Source organism: Fibrobacter sp. UWH9, from assembly GCF_900129715.1.
Taxonomy (GTDB): Bacteria; Fibrobacterota; Fibrobacteria; order Fibrobacterales; family Fibrobacteraceae; genus Fibrobacter.
Genome location: NZ_FQWP01000034.1, coordinates 1 through 21,540 on the forward strand (window position 1 = coordinate 1; position 21,540 = coordinate 21,540).

At 48.1% G+C, this 21,540-nt stretch carries 4 protein-coding genes and 2 pseudogenes; all 6 read right to left on the reverse strand.

The window, feature by feature from the left end:
• Positions 1-164, reverse strand: a pseudogene (locus tag BUB94_RS15500) (hypothetical protein); the annotation flags it as partial.
• Between the two features lie 59 nt (positions 165-223).
• A pseudogene (locus tag BUB94_RS17270) lies at positions 224-424 on the reverse strand (hypothetical protein); the annotation flags it as partial.
• Between the two features lie 305 nt (positions 425-729).
• Positions 730-2,682, reverse strand: coding sequence for a preprotein translocase subunit SecA (locus BUB94_RS15505; RefSeq protein ID WP_073238767.1), 1,953 nt, complete (start codon positions 2,680-2,682; stop codon positions 730-732).
• 1 nt (position 2,683) lies between these two features.
• Positions 2,684-4,771, reverse strand: a complete 2,088-nt coding sequence (locus BUB94_RS15510) for a hypothetical protein (RefSeq protein WP_139260278.1) — start codon at positions 4,769-4,771, stop codon at positions 2,684-2,686.
• A gap of 99 nt (positions 4,772-4,870) precedes the next feature.
• The gene (locus BUB94_RS15515; protein WP_139260279.1) at positions 4,871-20,539 is read right to left on the reverse strand and encodes a calcium-binding protein; all 15,669 of its coding nucleotides are present in this window, start codon (positions 20,537-20,539) and stop codon (positions 4,871-4,873) included.
• Between the two features lie 60 nt (positions 20,540-20,599).
• On the reverse strand, positions 20,600-21,540 hold a 941-nt coding region (locus tag BUB94_RS15520), incomplete at its 5' end, for an FISUMP domain-containing protein (protein ID WP_217653152.1).

Genomic DNA, 21,540 nt, shown 5'->3' on the forward strand with positions numbered 1-21,540 from the left:
AAGTGTTCGTCGTCACGCTTTGCTTCGCCTTCTTCGGTCTGGCTTTCTTCACGGAAGTGACCGCCGCAAGATTCTTCACGGTGGAGGGCGTCGAGGGTGAGGACTTCTGCGAATTCGAGGAAGTCAGCCAGACGGCCAGCACGTTCCAGGTTCTGGTTGAAGGAACCTTCGAAGCGATTTCCTTGTTGCGGTTCTGCACCGCCGTCAGGTATTCGTTGTGCTTGCTTTCGAGGTTTTCGAGCCAGGGCTTGAATCCGCAGGCGCTCAACTTGTCATCACCAATTTCCTTGAGGGTATAAATGAGGTTCGTGAAAGTACCCGTGGACTGGTCCTGATTCAGCCTCGTGGGGTCGGCGTTCTCGGCAAAGTTCCTGCAAGAGGAGTAGGCGGCATTGCGTTCGGAATCAAGGCGGCTGACGGCCATTGCGGCAGATTCGTCGACAGACACTTCAATGAGGTTAGCGTATTCGGTTACAGAGGTGCGGTAAGCTTCGATGGACTTGCGAATCTCTTCGCTGGTGATGCTTGCAGTCTGCTCAACGAAGTACTTGTGGAGTCCCAGGAATTCTTCGTTGCAGAGTGTTCTGTAGTTGAGAGCGTATCACCGAAAATGTCTGATTCCGATGAACGAATAAAAATTAAGGACAAAGCGTTTTTGCAGACAAAGTAATACACTCCTTTATTCAGATTGCACTTTTTTAAAAATTGTGTCACTGCCGTGTGTAGTTTCTACACGTCGTTTCCGCTAAAGCCGAGAGAGTCTTCGAGCCAGGTGTCTGTCCGCTGAACAGAAAGCCTACTTTTCATGGCTTTCTTGCCCGCCGAATACTGCGCCCACCTCACGACGAGCGCAGAAAGGCGGCCAAGATGCCTAAAAGCGCCCCAAAGCGCCCCCGGCAGGTTGCGGCGCAGCACGTCGTCCTCAAAACTTGCGTAATGGCTCGCGCTCCCCGGGTCACCTTGACGGGCGGCGCGGCCAAAAAGCTGGCGGTCAATTCTCGAAGAAGGGTTGCACTCCGTGGCAATCACATGCAGGCCGCCAAGTTTCTTTACTTTATCGGGAATCTTGATATCGGTTCCGCGCCCGGCCATATTGGTCGCAACCGTTATCGCGCCCATACGACCGGCGCCCTCGATAATTGTAGCCTCGTCGTCGCTGCGGACAGCGTTTATCACACGGCATTCAAGGCCAAGCGCCTTGATCATTTCGGCAAGGGTTTCGCTTTCGTCAATGTCCTTGGTGCCGATAAGGACCGGGCGGCCCTTGGCATGGACATCGAGCACTTCGTGGACAATGGCCACCCGCTTGGATTCCTTGGTAGAAAAAATCTTGAGGAACGAAATCTTACGCAAGCACTTGCGGTGATTCGGAATGCAAAGGACTGCCGCCCCGTAAATCGTCCAGAACTCGCCAAGGGCTTCCTTGCCGGTTCCCGTCATGCCAGAAAAGTTCTTGTACAGCCTAAAGAAGCGCTGGAAACTCATTCGCGCCTCGGTTTCCTTGAGGCCCGAAAGTTCCAGCCCTTCCTTCAGTTCAATCATCTGGTGAAGCCCGCCGTTCCACGAACGCATGGGCATCTTGCGGCCCGTCGATTCATCGACAATCACCACCTTGCCTTCTTCTACAACATACTGGCGACCGGCCACAAAAAGTTCTCGCGCCACAAGCGCCTGGCGAATCAGGTCCTTCAAGAAAGACGCCTTGCAGAAGCCCTCGCCCACCGACTTAAGCGATTCCAGGCGTTCGTCCATATCGACAAGGAAACGGACTGTCCTAAAGCGGATATCGACAGCATAGTCGGTACCTTGGACCAATTTTTCGGAAAGCGCGAAAGCAATCCTGCAACTTTCGTTAAAGCCCTCGTTCTTGTTCTCCTTGGAAATTATAAGCGGAGTCACGGCCTCGTCAATAAGCACGTTGTCGGCCTCGTCAACGATGGCGGTGCATAGCCCCCGTTGCACCAAGTTCGACATGACCCGTTCCATATTCGCGCCCGAAGAATCGCCCACAAGCCGCTTCGAGAAATGCTGGTATTTCCCGAGCGCAATGCGGTCACGCAAGAAATCGGCAAGCACATCCTTGGCGGTAGAATAGGTCACGTCGGCGCTGTAGCCCTCCCTGCGCTCGGCAGGTTTCATCGCCCCGGTCACCGCACCCACGGTCACGCCGCAAATATCGTAGAGAGGCTTCATTATCTGCGCATCGCGACTTGCCAGGTAGTCGTTCGCGGTTATCACGTGGCATGGCTGCTTGCCAAAGCCGCGCACCGTAGCGCACATCGCCGCAGTCACGGTCTTCCCCTCGCCTGTCGACATTTCGGCAATGAACCCGTCATAAAGTGCCAAGGCTCCCGCCACCTGCTCAATGTAGGGCCTGTACCCCAACGTGCGGGCCACCGCCTCCTGCACAAGGGCAAACGCGGTCTGCAGCGCGTTGCGGTCCGGCCTACGCTTAAAGGCATCGCGGACACATGCCAGCCTTTGCCTAAACTCGGCACTGTCCAGGCCGCTATACGACCTGCCCAGCTTATCGATCTTGGCAGCTTCGCGCAAAAGGCGGCGCAGCACGCCACTACGGCCCTTGAACCGCCCTTGCATCCGAAAAACGAGGGCGTCAAGCCCCGTCGGAATCTTCTTCACCCGTTTACAGGCGGTAAGGCGGTAGTTTTCGATCAGGTTCATGCTACATCTTATAGTATTTCTGCAGGGCCTGCCTTGCCTTGCGGATTCCCTGCAGGGCAAGCGGAGTGTCTGTCAAATGGAAACGAATTTTTCCGGAACGTCCATGAGCCCAGTCTACACCGGAGAGGGAAGCTAAGTCCCTTCTTATCGAGGAACGAACGAGGTAAACAGGCTCCGCCGTACGCTCGCCAGAGCCATCCTTCGCCGTTGTTTCAATTTCGCCACCGCCAAGCCAGCCAAGGGCCGCAGAGGGCAAACGGTCACTCGCTGCAGGAATCACGCTCACGCTTTCGACAGGAATCTCGACAAAGGCTTCGCCGTTTAAACGCACGGAAACCTTGCGCGGGTTTTCCATGAACAAGCGCGAGACTTCCTCTTGAGTCACCACCGCAAGAAAATCGAACGCAGCCGTATCTAAGACCATCCCAACCGAATCGCCCTTCTGCAAGAAACGCCCCACGTAGTCGTCAGGACTTTTAACATTCCAAATTCCGTCCATCGGAGCAAGCAGCGCCAACTTATCGCGGTCGCGCAACAAATCGTTCAGTTCCTGCCTCAGGACTCCCAATCTCTTTTCGACGGGCTGCATGTTTTCGGGAGCCAGTTCCAACGCCTGGTAATACGTTTGCACGGTCTCGTTCACCTGGGCACGTTTTTCCTCTATGCGGAAATCCAGTTCACGGTTCTCAAGGACCATCAGCGTATCGCCCTTATGGACCAGGGCCTTTTCGCCACGATAGACCTTTGCGACAACGCCCCCCTCGCCTACCGTAGAATTCTCGTACCGAGCGGCCTCAATAATTCCAGGAGCCTTGAAAGTGTCGGGAACAGGCACGTAGAAAAGCGCTGCAAAGACTCCGCCGAGCACGACCAAAGTCACAAGCACGGCGCGGTTACGGACCTGCGAAAGGGCTGGGCTTGCAAAGACATACTTTATAAACCGGCCCACAGGCATCACCACCATTGTAAGGCAGAGCAAGACACCCATACAGAAGGAAAGTATCAGGTAGTGCGCGGAAATGGCGACAATGAAGCCTGTAAACAGGAACACCCTGTAAATCGAAGACGAAACGCCGTACACGGCATAAACAAATCTTTCAAACCAGGTTTCAGCCACCTCTTCGGCGTCACGTTTGAAAAATACGTAACGTTCGAGCAAGTACTTCAAATACCGCACCGAGCGCTGCTGCAAATTCGGCATGTCAAGAGCGTCGGTAAGCATGTAGTACCCGTCAAAGCGCATGAGCGGATTCACGTTGAAGAGGACTGTCGAAACGGAAGCCATCACAACAACGTTGTACGCAAGACTTTTGGCGAGGCCGCCCCCCAAATTCGCCCAAAGTATCAAAGCAATCGAAGCAATGAAGAACTCCGTGAGCATGCCTGCCGCCCCCACGAGAATGCGTTTCGACTTTTTGCGGAAAGACCAGCTCGCCGTCGCATCCACATAAGGGAGAGGAACAAGCAGCATGAACATCACGCCGAGCGTGTGAACCTCGCCGCCAAAACGCTTGACCACACTCGCATGGCCAAATTCGTGAAGCAGCTTGACAAACACGGTACACACGTAAACCCAGCCGATGTTCGACGGGGCAAGGAACCCTTGCGCACTATCCTTCAGGGCGTCGAAATTTTCAACACCGTACTTCGCAGCCACAAGAACCGTCAACAGCCACACTACCGCAAACGGCTTGCTAATCAGGCAAGCGATGAGCCATCGCAAGCGATTCAGAATAGCGTCAGGATCGAAAACGGGAACCTTCAAGAAGAAGATGTTCAGTAACGAAGACTTGACCTTTTTCTGCCTCTGCTTGCGGTTGCGCTCGAAAAGCTTTGCGCCATCGTCCACGCCCATGTACATGAGCATGTTCGCCTGGTACAGCTGCGCAAGCATCTCGATGACTTCGCCCTGGCCGGGCATATCGCCCTCGCCGCTTTTAAGCATCGAGTTCCAAACCTCGCCTACCGTCTTATCGGGCGAAAGGCGCGACACAAAGTCATACGCACCGCGCGGCAAGCGGTAGTACTGGTTGGTAAACTGCTCGTGAAGAACATACCACAGTACCCCGCGGTAGGTTTGCCTATGCACGCGGACACTCGCCCGGAGAGAAATCTTACTCCCCGAGAGCCTGTACCACGACTCATGGAAAATCCTACGCTGTTGATCGAGGACCATAGAAATATCCTATCAGTTACCGCAAGAAGCGAGGAATGCGATAGCTTCGTCAGAGTGAATTTGCAGGACAATCTTATGTTCACCCGGAACTGTCGAGGAATTAGGAATTTCAAGCCAATTGTAGTTCAGCAAATCCCTAGTAATAGCTTCACTAATGCCGTCCCAAGAAATATCCAGGTGGTGCATCATATTGTCAAGAGAATTCATTTCCAGGACGACTTTCGGACGATAGTACGGATTGCCTTCTTCCCAGTCGGTAATCACGATTTCCACCGTTTCGCCAGCAGCGATTTCGACATAGACAGGAACGTGTTTCTGACTCAAAACAAATTGTTTCATCGCAATTTGTTCAGTGCCTTCGGAGCCTTCGCCGGTTTCAGTGCCTTCGGAACCCTCGCCGGATTCAGTGCCTTCAGAACCTTCGCCGGATTCACTTCCTTCGCCTTCGGAGCCTTCGCCGGTTTCAGTGCCTTCGGAGCCTTCGCCGCCAATGTCAGACGGATTCACATCATCTTCGTCTTCGTCGCTTTCGAGCGTTCCAACGAAAAGCTGTTCTTCGCTTCTACTCTGTTCAAACACAAGGTTCTCGCCAGCTCCCACATCGATAGAATCAAGGCGACCGTTTTCGGAATCCTGAAGCTGAATTCCGACAATCTTGCCTTCGTAGAACTTCTGCATCATCCGCTGCTCGTTCACCTGGTCGTTGTCAAGATAGGCTTCCTTGTAGCCATCGAAGTACTGATTGTCTTCAAGGACCACTTCTACATCCGGCTGGAACACTCCAATCGGATTGTTGTTTTCGACCATGAGCTTTGCATTGTCGCCAATGGCAACATCGTCGCCGCTACCAGTCGAAATTGTATCGCGACCTTCGCCGCCCACAACCACATCGCGATCCTTGCCGGTCTTGATTTCATCGTCGGTACGCAAATGCTGTACGGCTTCTGTCGCAAGCGCCATCGATTCGGCCGAAATCACACGATTCTTGTAATCCTTGATATTTTCGTTACCAGCGAACGGAATGTCCAAATCGAAATCAAGCGAAGCTTCGTCGCCAAAGACAAGGTCCTTGTCGTGGTCGCCGCCCAGGGCAATGTCGCCCGTGCGGTTCAATCCAGACACAACCTGGACACCCGAAAATACTGGGATATCGTTCGGATACTGGTTACCAAGAGTCGATTCAACGCAACGGATTTGCACAGTGTAATCACGAGTCTTGACATTACGGAAGACTACATAGTTGCCAATCATCTCGACATTCGGTGTAACACCCGAAGCGAGCTTTCCAGGCTTGTAATCCTTGCATGTCACTTCCTTATATTCGCCTTCGAACGAATTGCCAATCCAGTCGTTCAAATAGAACTTCTGGTTGTCAGAGCCGTTAATTTCGAATACGTAGTCATAACCATCACTACTGCCAAGCTTGCCGCCGACATACACATACACATCGCACGGGGAACCCGAAGGACCCGGAAGATTATGCAGCGTAAGCGAGAGCGTTTCTTGGCGCTGGCCCATCACAAGCGTCTTCAGCATCTTGTTGTTTGCCGTATCGTCGCCGGTAGCAGGGTCAATCTGTTCGTTCGGATTGTTCCGATTTCCATAGTTCCCAATCGAAGTATACTCAAACGTGATGCACGTACTAGGAGCGGATTCGTTACCCGTTGCACGGTCGCGCATCTGGTTGTTGCGCAGATAGACATTGTGCCAATCGTTATCCACAACGACACCCGCCGATTCACCGGCGTGAATAAGCAGCGAATCACTAGTAGTCTCAGTCACAAAGTTGAACGAAGTGACCTGGATGTTATCCATCTTCGCTTCGGCATCCGACGTTGCGTTGGAATTTACGACATCGTGACCAACGCCGCCCACGACAACATCGTTACCGTCGCCAGTATTGATGATATCGTCATAAGAGGCTTTTAAATTCGTCGTGGCAATGGATTCTGCATGTGAAATCGTCGTAGCGGTCGTCGGATCGCTGTCGCGGTCGGTAAAGACCATCTTCGCATTATCGCCGTACACGATATCATTGTCGCGAATTCCGTAGCGATCGTCGCCGAAAGTCGTAATCGTGTCGTTTCCAGTGCCACCCACGACAATATCATCACCGCCATTCGTAAGGATAACGTCTTTACCGCCCATGTCAATATCAGTAGAAGCGGCAACGTCCTGCTTATGCATAAAACCGTGAACCTGAATTCCCGCAATTCCCGCACGGTCCTTGCCGTTCGTTCCGTTCTGCGGGTCCGTAATTTCGATGTGGAAACGGTCACCCGCAAGAGTATGCTTTGTGTCATTTTCGACGAAAGACTTGAAAACAACGCAGTTGGCCAAAGTTGCCGTTGCAACGGACTTGCCAGTCGCAACGTTCCAAGTACCATTGAATGTTTGCGTATCAGGATCATTCACGTAGAATTCGTCAAAGAACGTACTTGTCAATTTGCCATTTTCGTCAACCGAATCGATATACAACTTGACAACACGGACGCTATTTTCATGCATGGAGATTTCACGCACCATGTCCAGATACACAACAACTTCGTATTCCGTGAAATACTGCGAAAGACCGTCTACCTGGGTAATCAGCGTATTGCGACCGTTGTTGCCACTAATGTCAAGGCCGCTCTTCATCAGGTTCACATCACCCGAATTGCTGCCATGCACATAAGGAGTCTGGTCGTAGCCACGCAGGCGAATATTCTCCCCATCGGTGGTGCTAATCCTATGGGATTCAGTCGCACCATAAGTCACGCTCACGGCACTTGCGCGGGTTCCATTGTCGAACAGCACGATTTCGTTGTCATCGTTGCCATAAGTTCCCGACTCGCGACCATAAACGCTCTTGATGTTATTCCAGTTGCCCACGCAATAATCGGCGTGCTCGGTAATTTCTACAGTTTCGCCAGTCGTTTCGTCCACACTCTTGGCTCTGTAGTCGGCTACGGCACCGGCCTGTTCGTTAGCACCGATACCAGACTGGGCCGGGCCCTGGAAGTTGAAACTGAGGGTGGCTTCTGTGTAGATGGTGGGCATATTATCAAAACCTTCGGCCATCTCGGAATTGCCCTTGAACGTCACGTAAGCATTGTCGCCGAATACGACGTCCTTGCCATCGCCCGATTCGATCAAGTCGTCATTATTTTTGTCGATCGACATTTTGTCCAATTTTCCAGATTCCGCATTCCTGACGAAATCAAAATCACGGGACTTGGTATTCAAGCCGCCCAAGATAACATTGTCGCCACCGCTAGTTTTAATAACATCGGAACCAGCGCTGCCGTCAACATTACGGCCAACGTTGTCTACAAGAAGTGCATCGCGATTGCGGTCTACGTATACCTCGCCACCATCGCCGACAATGACATCGTTACCCGAGCCGGTCGCAATCATGTCGGAATCCGTACCGCCAATGACAACGTTCTTGCCGTTTTGGGTCGTAATCGTGTCTATTGCACCGTGCGCGTCGGATGTCGATTGCACGTAGTTCAGGTAAGTCGTGGATGAATCACCATAAACATGGTCAACCACATCGCCAGAAGCATTCTTGACCACATCGCTACCGGCAAACTTGACTTCGCCATTGTCGCCGACAGCAACGTTATTTTCGCCGTTCAGATAAATTTCATCTGAACCAGCTCCACCAATAGCCACATTTTTGTCGCCATGAGCGGTAATTACATCGTTGCCGCCGACCGTTTCACTCACAGAATGGATGTACTTGGCGTCGCGCACCACGCCATCCGTCTGGAAGTAGTTCGACGCAGTCTTATCCGCAGGAGTCGTGTAATCAGCGGCATTCAGCTTCGCATCGTCTGTCTCGGAGTTTTCAATATCCAAGGAACCCAAACGCGTGACGATTTCGCTCTTCTCGTTCTCGTAAACGATCTGGCCACGGTCGCCAATGGCGATAACATTGGTATTGACATCAATCGTATCATTGCCAACGCCACCAATCACGACCATGCCTTCGCGGGTCACCTTGGATTTTCCATCGGCATCAACATCGCCGACGGCATTTATCGTATCGTCACCGCCCTGGGCATTCACGACGAGAAGACCGTCACCATCATAGCCATTGGCCAAATACATCGCGACAATCGAAACATCCTGCGCAACAGGAGTCAGTTCTCGTTTGAGCAGAAGCGTTGTAACCGTCGTTTCATCATTATCTTCAAGGAACACTTCGCGGCGCTGGATCGTTCCGTCGGAATATTCAACATTCAAGAACACACGGTTCTGAGCAAGCAGTCCACGATCCAGCTTATCATTGTTCTGGGCCACGATTGCCTTCAGATTATCCGAGGTAACGCCATTACTGAACGTGAAGCCCGAAACACTGTACGCAATCACATTCTTCAAAGAACCCGAATACGTAGTCTTCGTCAAGCCGCTCAATGTGCCAAGTACAGTAGATTTTTCTCTGGCGTAACTATGCACATTGATGTTATCCTTACCAGCGCCGGTATTCACGACCGTAAATGTCTGGAACCCGTCTTCACGGTAAATCGTCTTGTTGATATCAACCTTATCGGCACCCGAACCAAGGTTGATTTCGCCGTATTCCATGTTGGCGAGATTGAATTGACTCGTTGCAGTAGACGAAGCATCTTGATGTTCAAAACGCAACGAATGCTCATCGGAGTCATGCCATTCCGTATCGGCCTGTTTTACGACATCTTCTGTTTTTTGCAGAATCAATGCAGGGTCGACATCCTTTTCAATCATGCTATTATCGAACTTCGCAATTTCGCTCAAGGCATCGATATCGTTCTTGATGCCAGCACGATTATTCTTGCGGTTATTTACAAAGATACGATCCTTGCTGTTGCCTTCATCGAACTTGGTCGCTTCTTCTTCGGCAGCTTTTCGTTCTGCAAGATCCGATTCCGAGATAACGTTCTTTTCGTCATTTGACGTTGTTAAACGATTGCCATCCGCATCGAGACCATCATAATGCAACATCGACGGGCCGTCAATGCCAAGGTCAGCTTCTCTACCCATGCCGTCTTCGTACAGGGCTCCCTTGATGTTCTCAATGGTGTCATCATCCAGCGCATCAAGGATTTCTGTCACAGAGGTCTCATTGAAGGAATCCGGTTCATCAGAAATAGCAACCGCAGGGCGGTGCCAATCATCTGCCGACCATTCAATGGCAAAATTACCATGCAACACCACGGGTTTAGCACTGGATGTATCTACTCCGTCCTGAGGCATGGCGCAGATAATCAGCTGCGTTCCGGCCGTCCTGTAGAAGTAACGGCAGTTCTCCACATCCTTGTAATCAGCCACCTTGCTTTCGGGACATACTATCGAATACCTGGAATCATCGTAAGCGCCAGTGATTTCGTCAAACGGAACAAAGCAGAGCAATTCCGTCATTCCCGTCGTACTGTACGCCATCTGGAGCACGCTTTCGTTTTCCACGTACACATGGTCAAATCTGTAGTTGATATACAGCTTGGTCCCGGCAGGAATCGAAGAAACGCCAGAAACGATCAAAGTATTCTCTCCACCAAAGGAAAGTTTATTCGGATTAGATGCCGATATGGAAACATATTCACCGTCGTTCATGTACCAGCAGTCAATATTCTGTTTGTTCGGCAAAGCACGCAAACCCCAAACAACCTTGTCCTTTGTAACTTCTTCGGCAGTGAGGACATGCTCCTGCGTAATGGAGAACTGGTTTTCGACCTTGTTCACCGGCCTATCGATATTGTATTCCACATACACATGCGGAGTTTTTGCAGCATCCATCGCTGTTTTCACAGACGCCGGAACATCAACCGTCACCTGGAACTTGCCATTGTTCTCAACCACGTTAGCCGAGCCAAGAGGTATCTTTTGGCCTTTAGCATAGTAGAAGCATTCAACGGTATTCCCATTAGGCGTTTCATTCAACAGCAATGTGAATTTTTCAGCCGTGAACTCTGCATCTTTCACTTCATGGACCTGTTTAATCAAGAACGATTGCTGCGCAGCATTTTCGTTCAAGAAGATAAGGGCATTCTTGCAATCCTTTATCAGTCTATCGCTCTTCGAGGAAGTCACTTTGTGCATCAACGCAAAGTAGTCATTGCCTTCACGAACCTTATCACCAAGAACAACAAGATTAATATCTACAGCTTCATCGTACTTATGCGTTTCTCCAGCGCCATCAATAGTAAACTTGTATGTAATGGACTTTACATACTTATTATTAGCATCAACAAGCCAGATTCCATGGTCACCACGATTCAGGGATTCGGTCGTTTCGCCCGGCGCAAAGACCGTTACCGAGACAACTTCTCCCTTTTCAGGTTCCTTGTCTAGGTGAATCTTGTATACGGACTTAACTACACCATTTTCGACAATGTAGTTCTTCGCGCAATCAAGATCCGTATCATAATCAATCACGCCATTTGCGGGATCAGCGTCGCCGACAGTATTATTTTTCGGCACATCAAATTGTACACCAATGGCGTCAGAATTTTCATTCTTGCTGTTGGAAACGATTACAGGCTTTTCAGCCGTTCCAACACCGCCATTGTAGAAACTGTCGTTGCCCTTATTGCCGTACAACTTGGTCACTTCATCTTTGGCAGTATCGAGCACATAGAACGAATCATCGCCGTCACCGCCGTAAACGTTCTTGTTCTCAATGCTTACGGCCTGCACATCTATGCCATTGCAGAGAACACGGCCCTGAGAAATGACAAAGTCATCATCACCATCGCTGCCGACAATGCTCATCTTGTCTACACCAGCGCCGCCAATCAGCGTTACCGGACCATTTTCAACAATCGACTTGCTTCCATCATTGTTGACTTTCTGGAACATGGCAACATTGAAGGTGTCGTTACCAAGGCCGCCAGAAAGTGATACGGCAGCCTCGTTATGCAATACGTTAAACGTATCGTTGCCTTCGCCACCAACAATCGATGTCGAATGTTGTACGCCTGCGCTCAAGTAGCCCTGGGTCGTCTTGGTAGTCGTAAAGGCATCATTCGGCAACACATTGCTATGGTCCTTGTCAGTATTGCGTTCAGATTCAAACTGCTGCCCCACAGTTATGGTGTCGTTACCCGCACCGGCATCAATGGAAATTGTAGACAAAGTTCCATCGATAGCAATCTTATCGTCACCGGCACCCGTATTGATCGCGATATTTTCAAGGCCCGTATCGCCGCCTCCGACATTCCAGAAGTTGACGCGTTCAATCTGCGCATCTTTTTTAGACGGGAGCTTCGCCACGAATCCGAGTCCAGCCGTAGAAGCACGGACCAGCATGTCGTCGGCCTCGACTGTACCGTCAATGGTCATGGAATCACCCTTGTCGGCAGTACCGGAATCCATCACGTTGGTAATGGCATGGTTCGAACCACCCATAATCTGGATCTTGTAGGTATCGTCACCACCCTGGCCGTCAACAAAGTCATTGCCGTTACCAGCGAGAATAGTGTCGTTGCCACCTACGCCATTGAACTTGGCATCGTCCGTGATTCCGAAGTTTTTCGCAAAAGCAGTTATGCCGTAGCCAAAAAGCAGACTTTGATAGTCACCACCGTTAGCCGAGAACAGATTCGAGGAACCCTCAATCTTACCCGCAGTATCCCTCTTGTAATCAGCTAAGCCGTTATCACCGAACACAAAATCGTTTCCGGCACCACCGTCAAGCGTATCGTTACCGGCACCACCGTAAATGATATCTTCACCGTAGTCGCCGTTGATGGTATCGTTTCCGCCATCGCCGTCAATGAAGTCATTATCGGCTCCGCCACTGATAATGTCACTACCACCTTCAGAAGTGTTCGACCCATCATCGCCAAAGATGATATCGGAACCGTTACCGCCTTCGATTACATCGCTACCATTTGTAACTTGAGTAGACGGCTCTTCTTCTGCCTGAGGTTCTGTACCTTCAGCTTCTGTAGCAGCCGTCGTCCCTGTCGTAGTGGCACCGGTTGTTGCAGCTGTTTGCGTTGCGCTCAAATCAACCTGAGGAGCGTCAAAGAGGGAGACTGCAACTTGAGCCAGTGCGTTAAGGGAAGCCACGTCCGTTTTAAAGCTATTCTCAAAATTGAACAGGGCAATACGATTGACACTTTCAGAACTTACATTGCCATCAGCATCTGTGGTTGTCACCGTGTCACTGCCAAACAAGTCAGAAGTATCCTTCTTAATTTCTTCAGCAATGTATACATACGGCAATTCGCCCACAGCATCGTCTTCTCGCGCAATAACCATCGCTTCATCTGCAGGAGTATCACCAAAGATGACATCTACGCCATCTTCACCGTAAATCTTATCATTGCCGGCACCACCGTAAATAACGTCGTTACCCTTGCCGCCATGAATTTCATCATTTCCGTCGCCACCCTTGATGCGGTCAGAGCCGGCACCGCCAAAGATAAAGTCCGTCTTGCTGCTGCCGAGGATGACATCATTACCACCTTCGTCGTACAGATCTTCGTTCTTGGCATTAGTCAGGTTGTGCGATTCATCAAATTCAAAGTAGGCAAAATCTCCATAAAGGTGATTTTCCGTCACATATAGGGTCCCTGTAACGTTTCCATCAGCATCCTTATTGTCGAATTTCGCATCAACGCCGCCGACAATCAAGTCACTGCCGCCACCACCGACGATATAGTTCTTGCCTCGTCCGCCAACAATCACGTTGTTTCCGGGATTAGACGAATTCGGGTAAGCATTCACCAAGGCGACATACTCTTCATCACTAGACTTCTTGTATAGGACATCAGCAGTTTCGCCCAACAGAATGTTTGTACCGATATCTGCACCGCGAATAAAATCATCGCCAAGGCCGCCCATTACGAGTGCGTAACAAGTCGGGGCCAAATTCAGTCCACTCAAATCGATTTCGTCGTTACCGTCGCCACCCTCAATCACGAAGTTGAGCGAAGAATTACCGGTAATGGAGACTTTATCCTTTCCATCCTTAGCGTAAATATACACGCACTTGCCTGCTGCAAGGGTATAAGACGATTTAGTTGATACTTTATCAGCCGTTATTATCGTAATGTCAACTGTTCCTCCAGAGCAGACGATATCAACGGTATCATCTCCGTCGCTCAAGTCACCGTACACTCTTTTTTCGGCAAATTCACCGACGTTGACAACAAGGTTGCCTTCCTGCGTTGTGGCAACAATAGGCGTGCCACTTCCCTTCTTGTCCGTATTGAACAGTTCCAAGGCACCACTCTTCCACAAGTCAAATTCCTTGCGGTAGAAGACTAGGTCGAGGTAAGCATAAGCACGGGCCTGCAACGTGACCGAGGCATCGAAAATCGCAAACGGGCTATGAGCCAAACTATCCGCCAATTCCGAAAGACGCAATTTGCCATCGTTATTCGGATCATCCAAATTCAGGTTCAAGTTGAGGTTTACGCCAACATTGATGCCCGCACGCCCAGCAACGCTAGCTCCAGCCGTTATGCCGGAATAGAAGATGACTTCGCTGACGTCCTTCCCATGACTATCCAAGTCATTGATAAAGAAGCCATCAGCAAGCGCCCACAGGTCCTTGAAGCCCGTCTTTTTCCAAGAAATCAATCCGCGGGTATCGTAACCAAAGCTCAATTCAATTTTCGCGCCGAAATTGAGGCCGATGTCGGCGCAAAGCGGACCCACGATGGGGAAACTTTTGCTCCAGTCAAAGTCGAAGATGAGCGGACTCATGCGATATTCGACTAGAGAAACATCTTGGCCAAAAAGCAGGCTGATGGCAGAAGCACTTAAATCATTGAAAATGGGGAAAGACCAACCATACGTACCCGAGTTCTCAAATGCATCAGTTATTTTATCAGTCTCAGTCTTTATACTAGCATCAGATTCTCCACCGGTAAGTCGTCCGACAAAATCACCCAAAGGCAAGCCCTTCGTCCCAGAAAGGAATCCTTTTGCATCAGGACTAGACGCAAGACTTAATGTTCCTAAATTAATTGCGCGAGGCGTGATTGAACTTATTTTCTTCACCAGGTTAGCGACCTTGACGATATCATCAATCATCCCGAGATTAACGCCCTTGGCACTTCCAATTGACTTGATGAGGTTCAATACCGTCATCTTGGAACCACCCTTGGGCAAGCTGCTCAATACCGGGATTTCAGACTGCAAGAAGTCAATCAACGGCATGATTGGATCGATAACTTTTTGAATCTTATTCAAGACAGGCTTCAATGTCTGCGAGACAAATTTGCCCAAATCAAGAGTTATCGCACCAAAATCGGCCACTTTCAATTCGCCGAAGGGCTGTCCGAAAAGCGCTTCCCATTTCAAATGGAATGTTGTATTTATTTGGGGGAATCCGATATCGACCACAGTTTCATCAAATCCCAGCGTCAACACGACATTGATGTCTAGGTCTCCCTCAAGATTCGTTTCTAAAGACAGCGCAGAGGCGATATTGTCCGTGCTGATTTTTGTTTCTGCACCAGCATCTGTTTGCTTATCTTGAGACGACTGTGAAGAACCATTTTGTCCATCGTTTAGATCGATTCCAAATGTTAAATCACATAAGATTGGCTTTTTAGTTTCAGCGTCAATCTCAAATGGATTTATTCCTCCAGATGCCACTCCGGCGCTCATCTGCAAGAAACCCAATGCGCCATTTATCGAAAGGTCATTCAAAACCCTCATCTTCACTCGGATATCATCACCGGACATCAGGGTCTGTGTTACAGTTTTATCCCCATCCTTAGTCTCAACATCCTTCAGGATTCCGTCAGCAACAATGTTGTTGGAGGTATTGTCCGCATCGCTTCCATTAGAAAGCATGATATACGCACCGGTCTTTGAAACGCCGAAACCGATATACCAGTCCCAACTCAGTTCAAGGCCCACTCCACCCTTCGACGAAAGCCCGAGCCCGGGCATGCCCAAATCGAAGTCAGCGTTTCCGCTAAGCGTATAGGAGTTACCTAGACGGAACCGCCACTCAACGACATTCCCATCGTCCCTATATTGAATAAACTGGGAGCCTTTATCCGAGAAGACTTGATCGAACAAAGAGCCGGCCCACATCACTTTCTGCGTACAATTGTTTTGCGCATCAAAAAGAACCTTTTTATCCAAGGCCTGCAACAACCCAGTTTTTTGCAATATCGTATAGAGTCTTTCAGCGACCATGGCCGCATCAAGATTTTGCGAATTGTAGGCAAACTTGCGGAACGGTTCAATAAAGGCTTCATCCAAAGCAGTCAAGCAGTCTGCTGCGCCCACGATGGTATTGCCCACCAGCGGAATCTTGCGCATGCCGTCCGAGAGGAATGTCTTGTTCAGGCTACTCTGCGCCTTGCGCAGGGCAGCGCTCAAGGCATCAGCAACTAGACGAACTTGACCAAAAAGGTCAATCTTTTCCCAATTTGAGCCCAAATTGCTCATATCCAAGACAATACTACCTGTAGTATTATCTCCTAATTCAGCAGCAGATAAAGTTCCCGTGAATTTTCCCGGCTTTCGAATACCAACTTTTCCAGAAACCAAGTCATTCAACGCAAACGATCCATTATTCCCTGCATCACCTTTCCAGGCATCAACATCGCCCTCGTCATCCACAACACCCAATTTAATTTCACCAACACTTTGTCCTGCACATTCAACACGGAGAAGGCCGCCAATTTGGCAAACATCGGCATCATGCTTCCACTCATAGCTTGAGAAACTTCCCGCAGCAGCACTGCCGGATGTGGCCGTATTACGATACGCCATTTTCTCATAAATTCGAACCGCGATATAGCTAGGATTCGAATCACTGCTAACCACCTTCAGCAAGGACGCGCTCATGCCGCCAAGGGCCACGCTCAAATCAAATGAGAGAGGTTTACCCATCAACGTCACATCAATTGAAACACTCGAGTCTTCTTGTAAAATGGGATCCCCCAAAGCCGACCCGTTTACCGACATAGAATAATTGAACCGCGTATAAATACTGCCATTCAAATAGACTTCCGCCAAGCCACCCACATTCGTAGGCCTTGCGCCTTCGGCTGTTTCCATAATCGAGAAATTGTTGATAGAAACAACCTGGGATTTATATTCCTGTTCCCAGACAAAGCTGAAGTCAATAGACGAAGCATGGAAGGTAAAATAGAGCTTAGCCCCGAGCGCTTTATCTACGCGTTGATTCAGTTCCTGCAGCGTTGCAGGATGGCTCTTGGAAATATTATCAATAACATCGTTCAGCTTGTTGATTAACCCTAACAACTCCGGAGCAGACTTCCCAAACAGCGGCAATTTTTGATTCAAAACAGCCAATATGGGATCAGTCGACGGCGTAGCCGATTCTCCATACGCAAGAATAGATTTTAGGACGTTCTCCTTGAGAGCCTTTGTCACCTTCTCTACAAGATCAGGCATCGAAAGTTTTTCTTCAACAGTTAACAGAGTGTCATTTCTTACCTGCGGATTAAGTTTGCCTTTCGAATCAAAAAGATCTATTGCGCAAACAGTCTTTTGCGCGCCACCTTCTTCTAAATCTATTTTGTGTTTAATTGTTAATGTGTTCGTCGACGTCGGTGCATAAGACCACCCCCCTAAAGTAAAATTACTTACAAAATCTGCATCTGCGTCATCAAGGGGTATAGCCGTAATATCATTAATTGTTTTTGGGGCAGTAAGCTTTCTTGTCGCTCGGATACCAACATTTCCTGTCACATCGACCCCAACCATTCCCAATCGGGCAGATGCGATATTACCATTGCTAGTTAATGTTTCATATATATCTAACGAAAAATTTGAAATCGTGATTTCTTTCTGACTCTGAGCATGCACCACCAAGAAAGAGTCAGAATCATTATCAACATTCCAGCCAAGAAGCTCAACCAAGGAGCAACCATTTAAATCCTCAACAGCGCCAGAGGAAGAGAATTTACCACCCGACACCACTAAACTCATGCCATTTACATCAACGCTACAAGAAGGCGCTTTCGTTGATAATATATTGTTACATTGCGTTTTTATCTCATCAAGAAGATTCCCTATTGTGGGATCTGATTTCGTCTTGAAGAAATTATATAAATCGATATCCACTTCAATATCAGCCGGTCCTCCAACATCAAATTTCATCTTCATACAATTTGTTGTAGAAGAGTAAGCCAAATTGTCAAAGCCTAAATCTTTATTTGACAAGGAGACTCCAAAAGGAAGATCAGACTCATTTAAAAAACCGATTTTCCCTTCCCAAGCAAAAGCTTTTATTCCATTGCCCAGCTTGGTCAACTCTCCGTTTATTACACTTACAACATCATCAACCGTATAGCAATTCGCCAAGGTCTCTGCTTCCAAAAGAATATTTTGGGCAGCACCACCATTTATTGCAAACGCAAAACTCAAATCTGAATTAGATGTTTCAACCGGATGAGAACTTGAAAGAAGAATCTGTTTCTCAACTCCACCGTTAAAATTGAGCCAAATGTCAGTCGGCACAGAAGTGGGTTTTTCTCCCTCTACAAGCACATTCTGTTCAGATTGACTATAAAAAATGATGACAACATCACCTAGCGTTACTGCAGAATAATCCGTATAATCGGAATTAGACATCAGGACTTCGTTTATTGCGGCAGCCCAATCAAAGCGGATACCAGTTTCCTTGGGCTTTACAACCGCGCTGTCAATAGTTACTTCCGTCACTGTAGTCGTATCAATCAGATATGCCTTGCAAAACTGTTGCGAGCTATTCACACACATTTTTCGGCTATTATCCGAAGCAAACAGCAAAGAGAATGTATTTGCAGTATCATTTGTCAAAACAGCATATTTATCTACATCACCATTTTTGTCCTTGTTTATGATTACGCTAAACTTAGGAGTAGTTCCTGTTCCAGTCGTAGAATACGCCTTATTCAATTCACCAATAATGAAGTTAACACCAGTATCATCTAAAGAAGTGGTAGAAGGTATAGTAATATCCTTCTTCAAACTTCCATTCTCATACAAGGCAAACTTAATTTTCTCACCAACTGAGCTTGTCTTACTCAACGCCTTGTCAGCAACACAGACATTCTTAGCCCCTACAAGACCAGCAACCTTTTCAGCATCAACACCTATACTTTTCAATTTGGCGCTGTTTCCGACGCTCCCCAGTTCATCCATCGGAATGTCGAAAGTCATTTTTAGATTAGATTGCGCCTCAAGAGACAAAGAAACTTTCTCTATACCACCAAATGAGTTCGACAGAGATTTAAATAGAGCCTCACTAACGCTTGCCTCTAGATTTTGAGACGTAATCCATCCGTCATACTTTAGTTGACAGATATTTTTGCCCGATACATTCTTGAATTCGGCAGTTATAACGGGATAATTGAATCGCGACAACAATTCCTGGAAAGACTGAGGGGGAGTCTTGACAAAAGTTGCGAAGTAATTTGATAGATACAGGAACGAAGATGCATTCTGGTCAATAAGCCCTTCAAAATCATTTTTCAATATTTCCGTTTCAGCATTCTGAAGCCACTTGGCTATCGCATTAAACTGTGTTAGCACATCACCAATCCGCACATTTGCAAAATCAGGGATAAGTGCATTTTCGTCGTTAACAGCAGAACCTGCAGCATCCAACCATACAGGGGTCTGCCCAACAGCCGTATTGCCGATATATTTCAAATGATCTGTATCATCGACAGCAAAATTAATCATCCGCGACGCAATACTTGCATAATTCTTGACTCTAAAATCAAGATCATATTCATAATTCGTAGCAATTGTGGAGTTGTTCTTTGAATCCGTTCGGAACGATCCAATCACAGTCAAGTCAGGTAACGAAACGGCACCACCATCGTTCCTTGATTCAAGGCCTAGAATACCGATATTTGCATCAGTATTCCCCAGGGTCAAATCCTGTTTGAAGTCAAATCGGACATCAACACTGGCATTATCATCAAATCCAGTATTTTTATCGCCGTCAAGAGTAAAACTGACTGTCGTATATCCAGACGCATTGCTTTTGAAATCAAAGGTTTCAAACAAAACGCCAATTTGAGTTTGCTCAGCAATATCAGCTGCAATCTGCTTATTTGTGGAATAAGAAAGTGAGGTTTTCTTTTTAATCTGAACGGACACCTTATGCTGATTAGGATCCGTCGTATCTACAGCAAAGGTCCACTCTGAGTGCCTACGAGTGTCACTCATAAGCCTTTGAACTAACGCATCAGCATCCACCCTAAATTCTTTATACGCTTTATCGTAAGCAGCCTCAGCAGCATGATACTCAGTTTCAGCGTCATTCACGGCATCCACAAGATCTGCATAACCTTCATCATTCGGATCTGCATTATCAAGGAGCTCCTTGAGATCATCCCAATGTGTTTTCTTGTTATCCCTATCTAATTTTTGTGTCTTTGTTCCTTCATCGCGCAAATCATCAACAACTCCGCATACATATTTTTTTACGGATTTAACATCTTGCTTATACTGTATCTTTTGACCACTTACAACATCTGCCAAAGAAAGCGCTTCCGGCTCACTTCCAGTGCCATTCTCATAGACAAGCAAACCTTCCATCTTGGAATCGCTCGCAGAAATATTATAGTCACCAAACTGATTAACCGAAGAATCGGCTTCCTCAATCCAATCGTCTGCAAGCGCAGCATCCATCAAGAGTCTTGGTTCTAGAGACTCAATTTTGTAATTATTGCGGTTGTTTTTCTTAGACTTTTTGTTCTTCTTGTTGAATTTAGACACATAACCCCTATAGCCTTTCAAAGGAAAGGCTTTGTTAATTTGTTTAAAATCTTGTTATAGTTAGTAGTTTTTTACACAGCGGATGGAAAGAGCGTGAATCTTACTAGCTCCCCCCGATCGTTCAAAAAAATTCTTTTCCACATATACTGCACGACCAGCAATTTCATTACTATTATGTTGTTGAGGAAGATAAAAACCTGCAGACAACTTAATTTGGTCAAATTTTCCCAACTGCCAATACCCCGCAGGCAGTATCGACAGGCCGTAGTTGTTGCTACCGAAGCCGGCGACCTTCGAGCCCATGTAGTAGGCGACATCACGGCGACTCTTTTCAGATATTTCAACCCACTCATTTTCATTCATTATATGCCATCCTTCCGGGCATATTCCTTGATGCTGAACAAAATAATACTTTCCATTAAATTCTTCATTATCGCTTTCTAGATTAAACTTATTCGGACATTTTTCCGAAGCAACGGAGAAACTGTCGCAGACGGCGGGGAAGTTCATGGCTCTGCTCCAGGTATACAGCCCGCCCCAGCCGTTCTCACAATACCACGGATCGTCATCGTAGCAGTACTTGGTGGAGTCCTCCTGAACAGACCCACCAGAAATCATCTTGCCATAGTTCAGATTCTCCGCGAAAACCGTGTAGGATTCCATGAACACGCCATTTTTTAGTTCAACCGTACGGTATTTTTTCCCGTCGCGCGGGTCCGTAAAATCTCCGTACTTGACATCCGGATTGAATTGTTCCGTCATGTCAAAATAGCTACTACTGCTAACAGAACTAGACGATTCAACCTCAACCCAAAAACCATTCTTACAAATATATCTGACCCCTGTTGCCAAGACACGTTTCGTCTCCCCTTCTTCTTCTGCATCACAGGGTTCTAATGCAGATTCACTAGAGCTACTGCTATTCCCTGCCGACGAGTCCGCAGACGTTCCCGAGTTGCTCGACTTAACGCTTGACGAGGCTGGGTTAGACTCACCGCCAC

Bases quoted from the DNA above. Each gene is read 5' to 3' on its own strand.
- BUB94_RS15505 (WP_073238767.1), bottom strand. From the start codon at position 2,682: ATGAACCTGATCGAAAACTACCGCCTTACCGCCTGTAAACGGGTGAAG.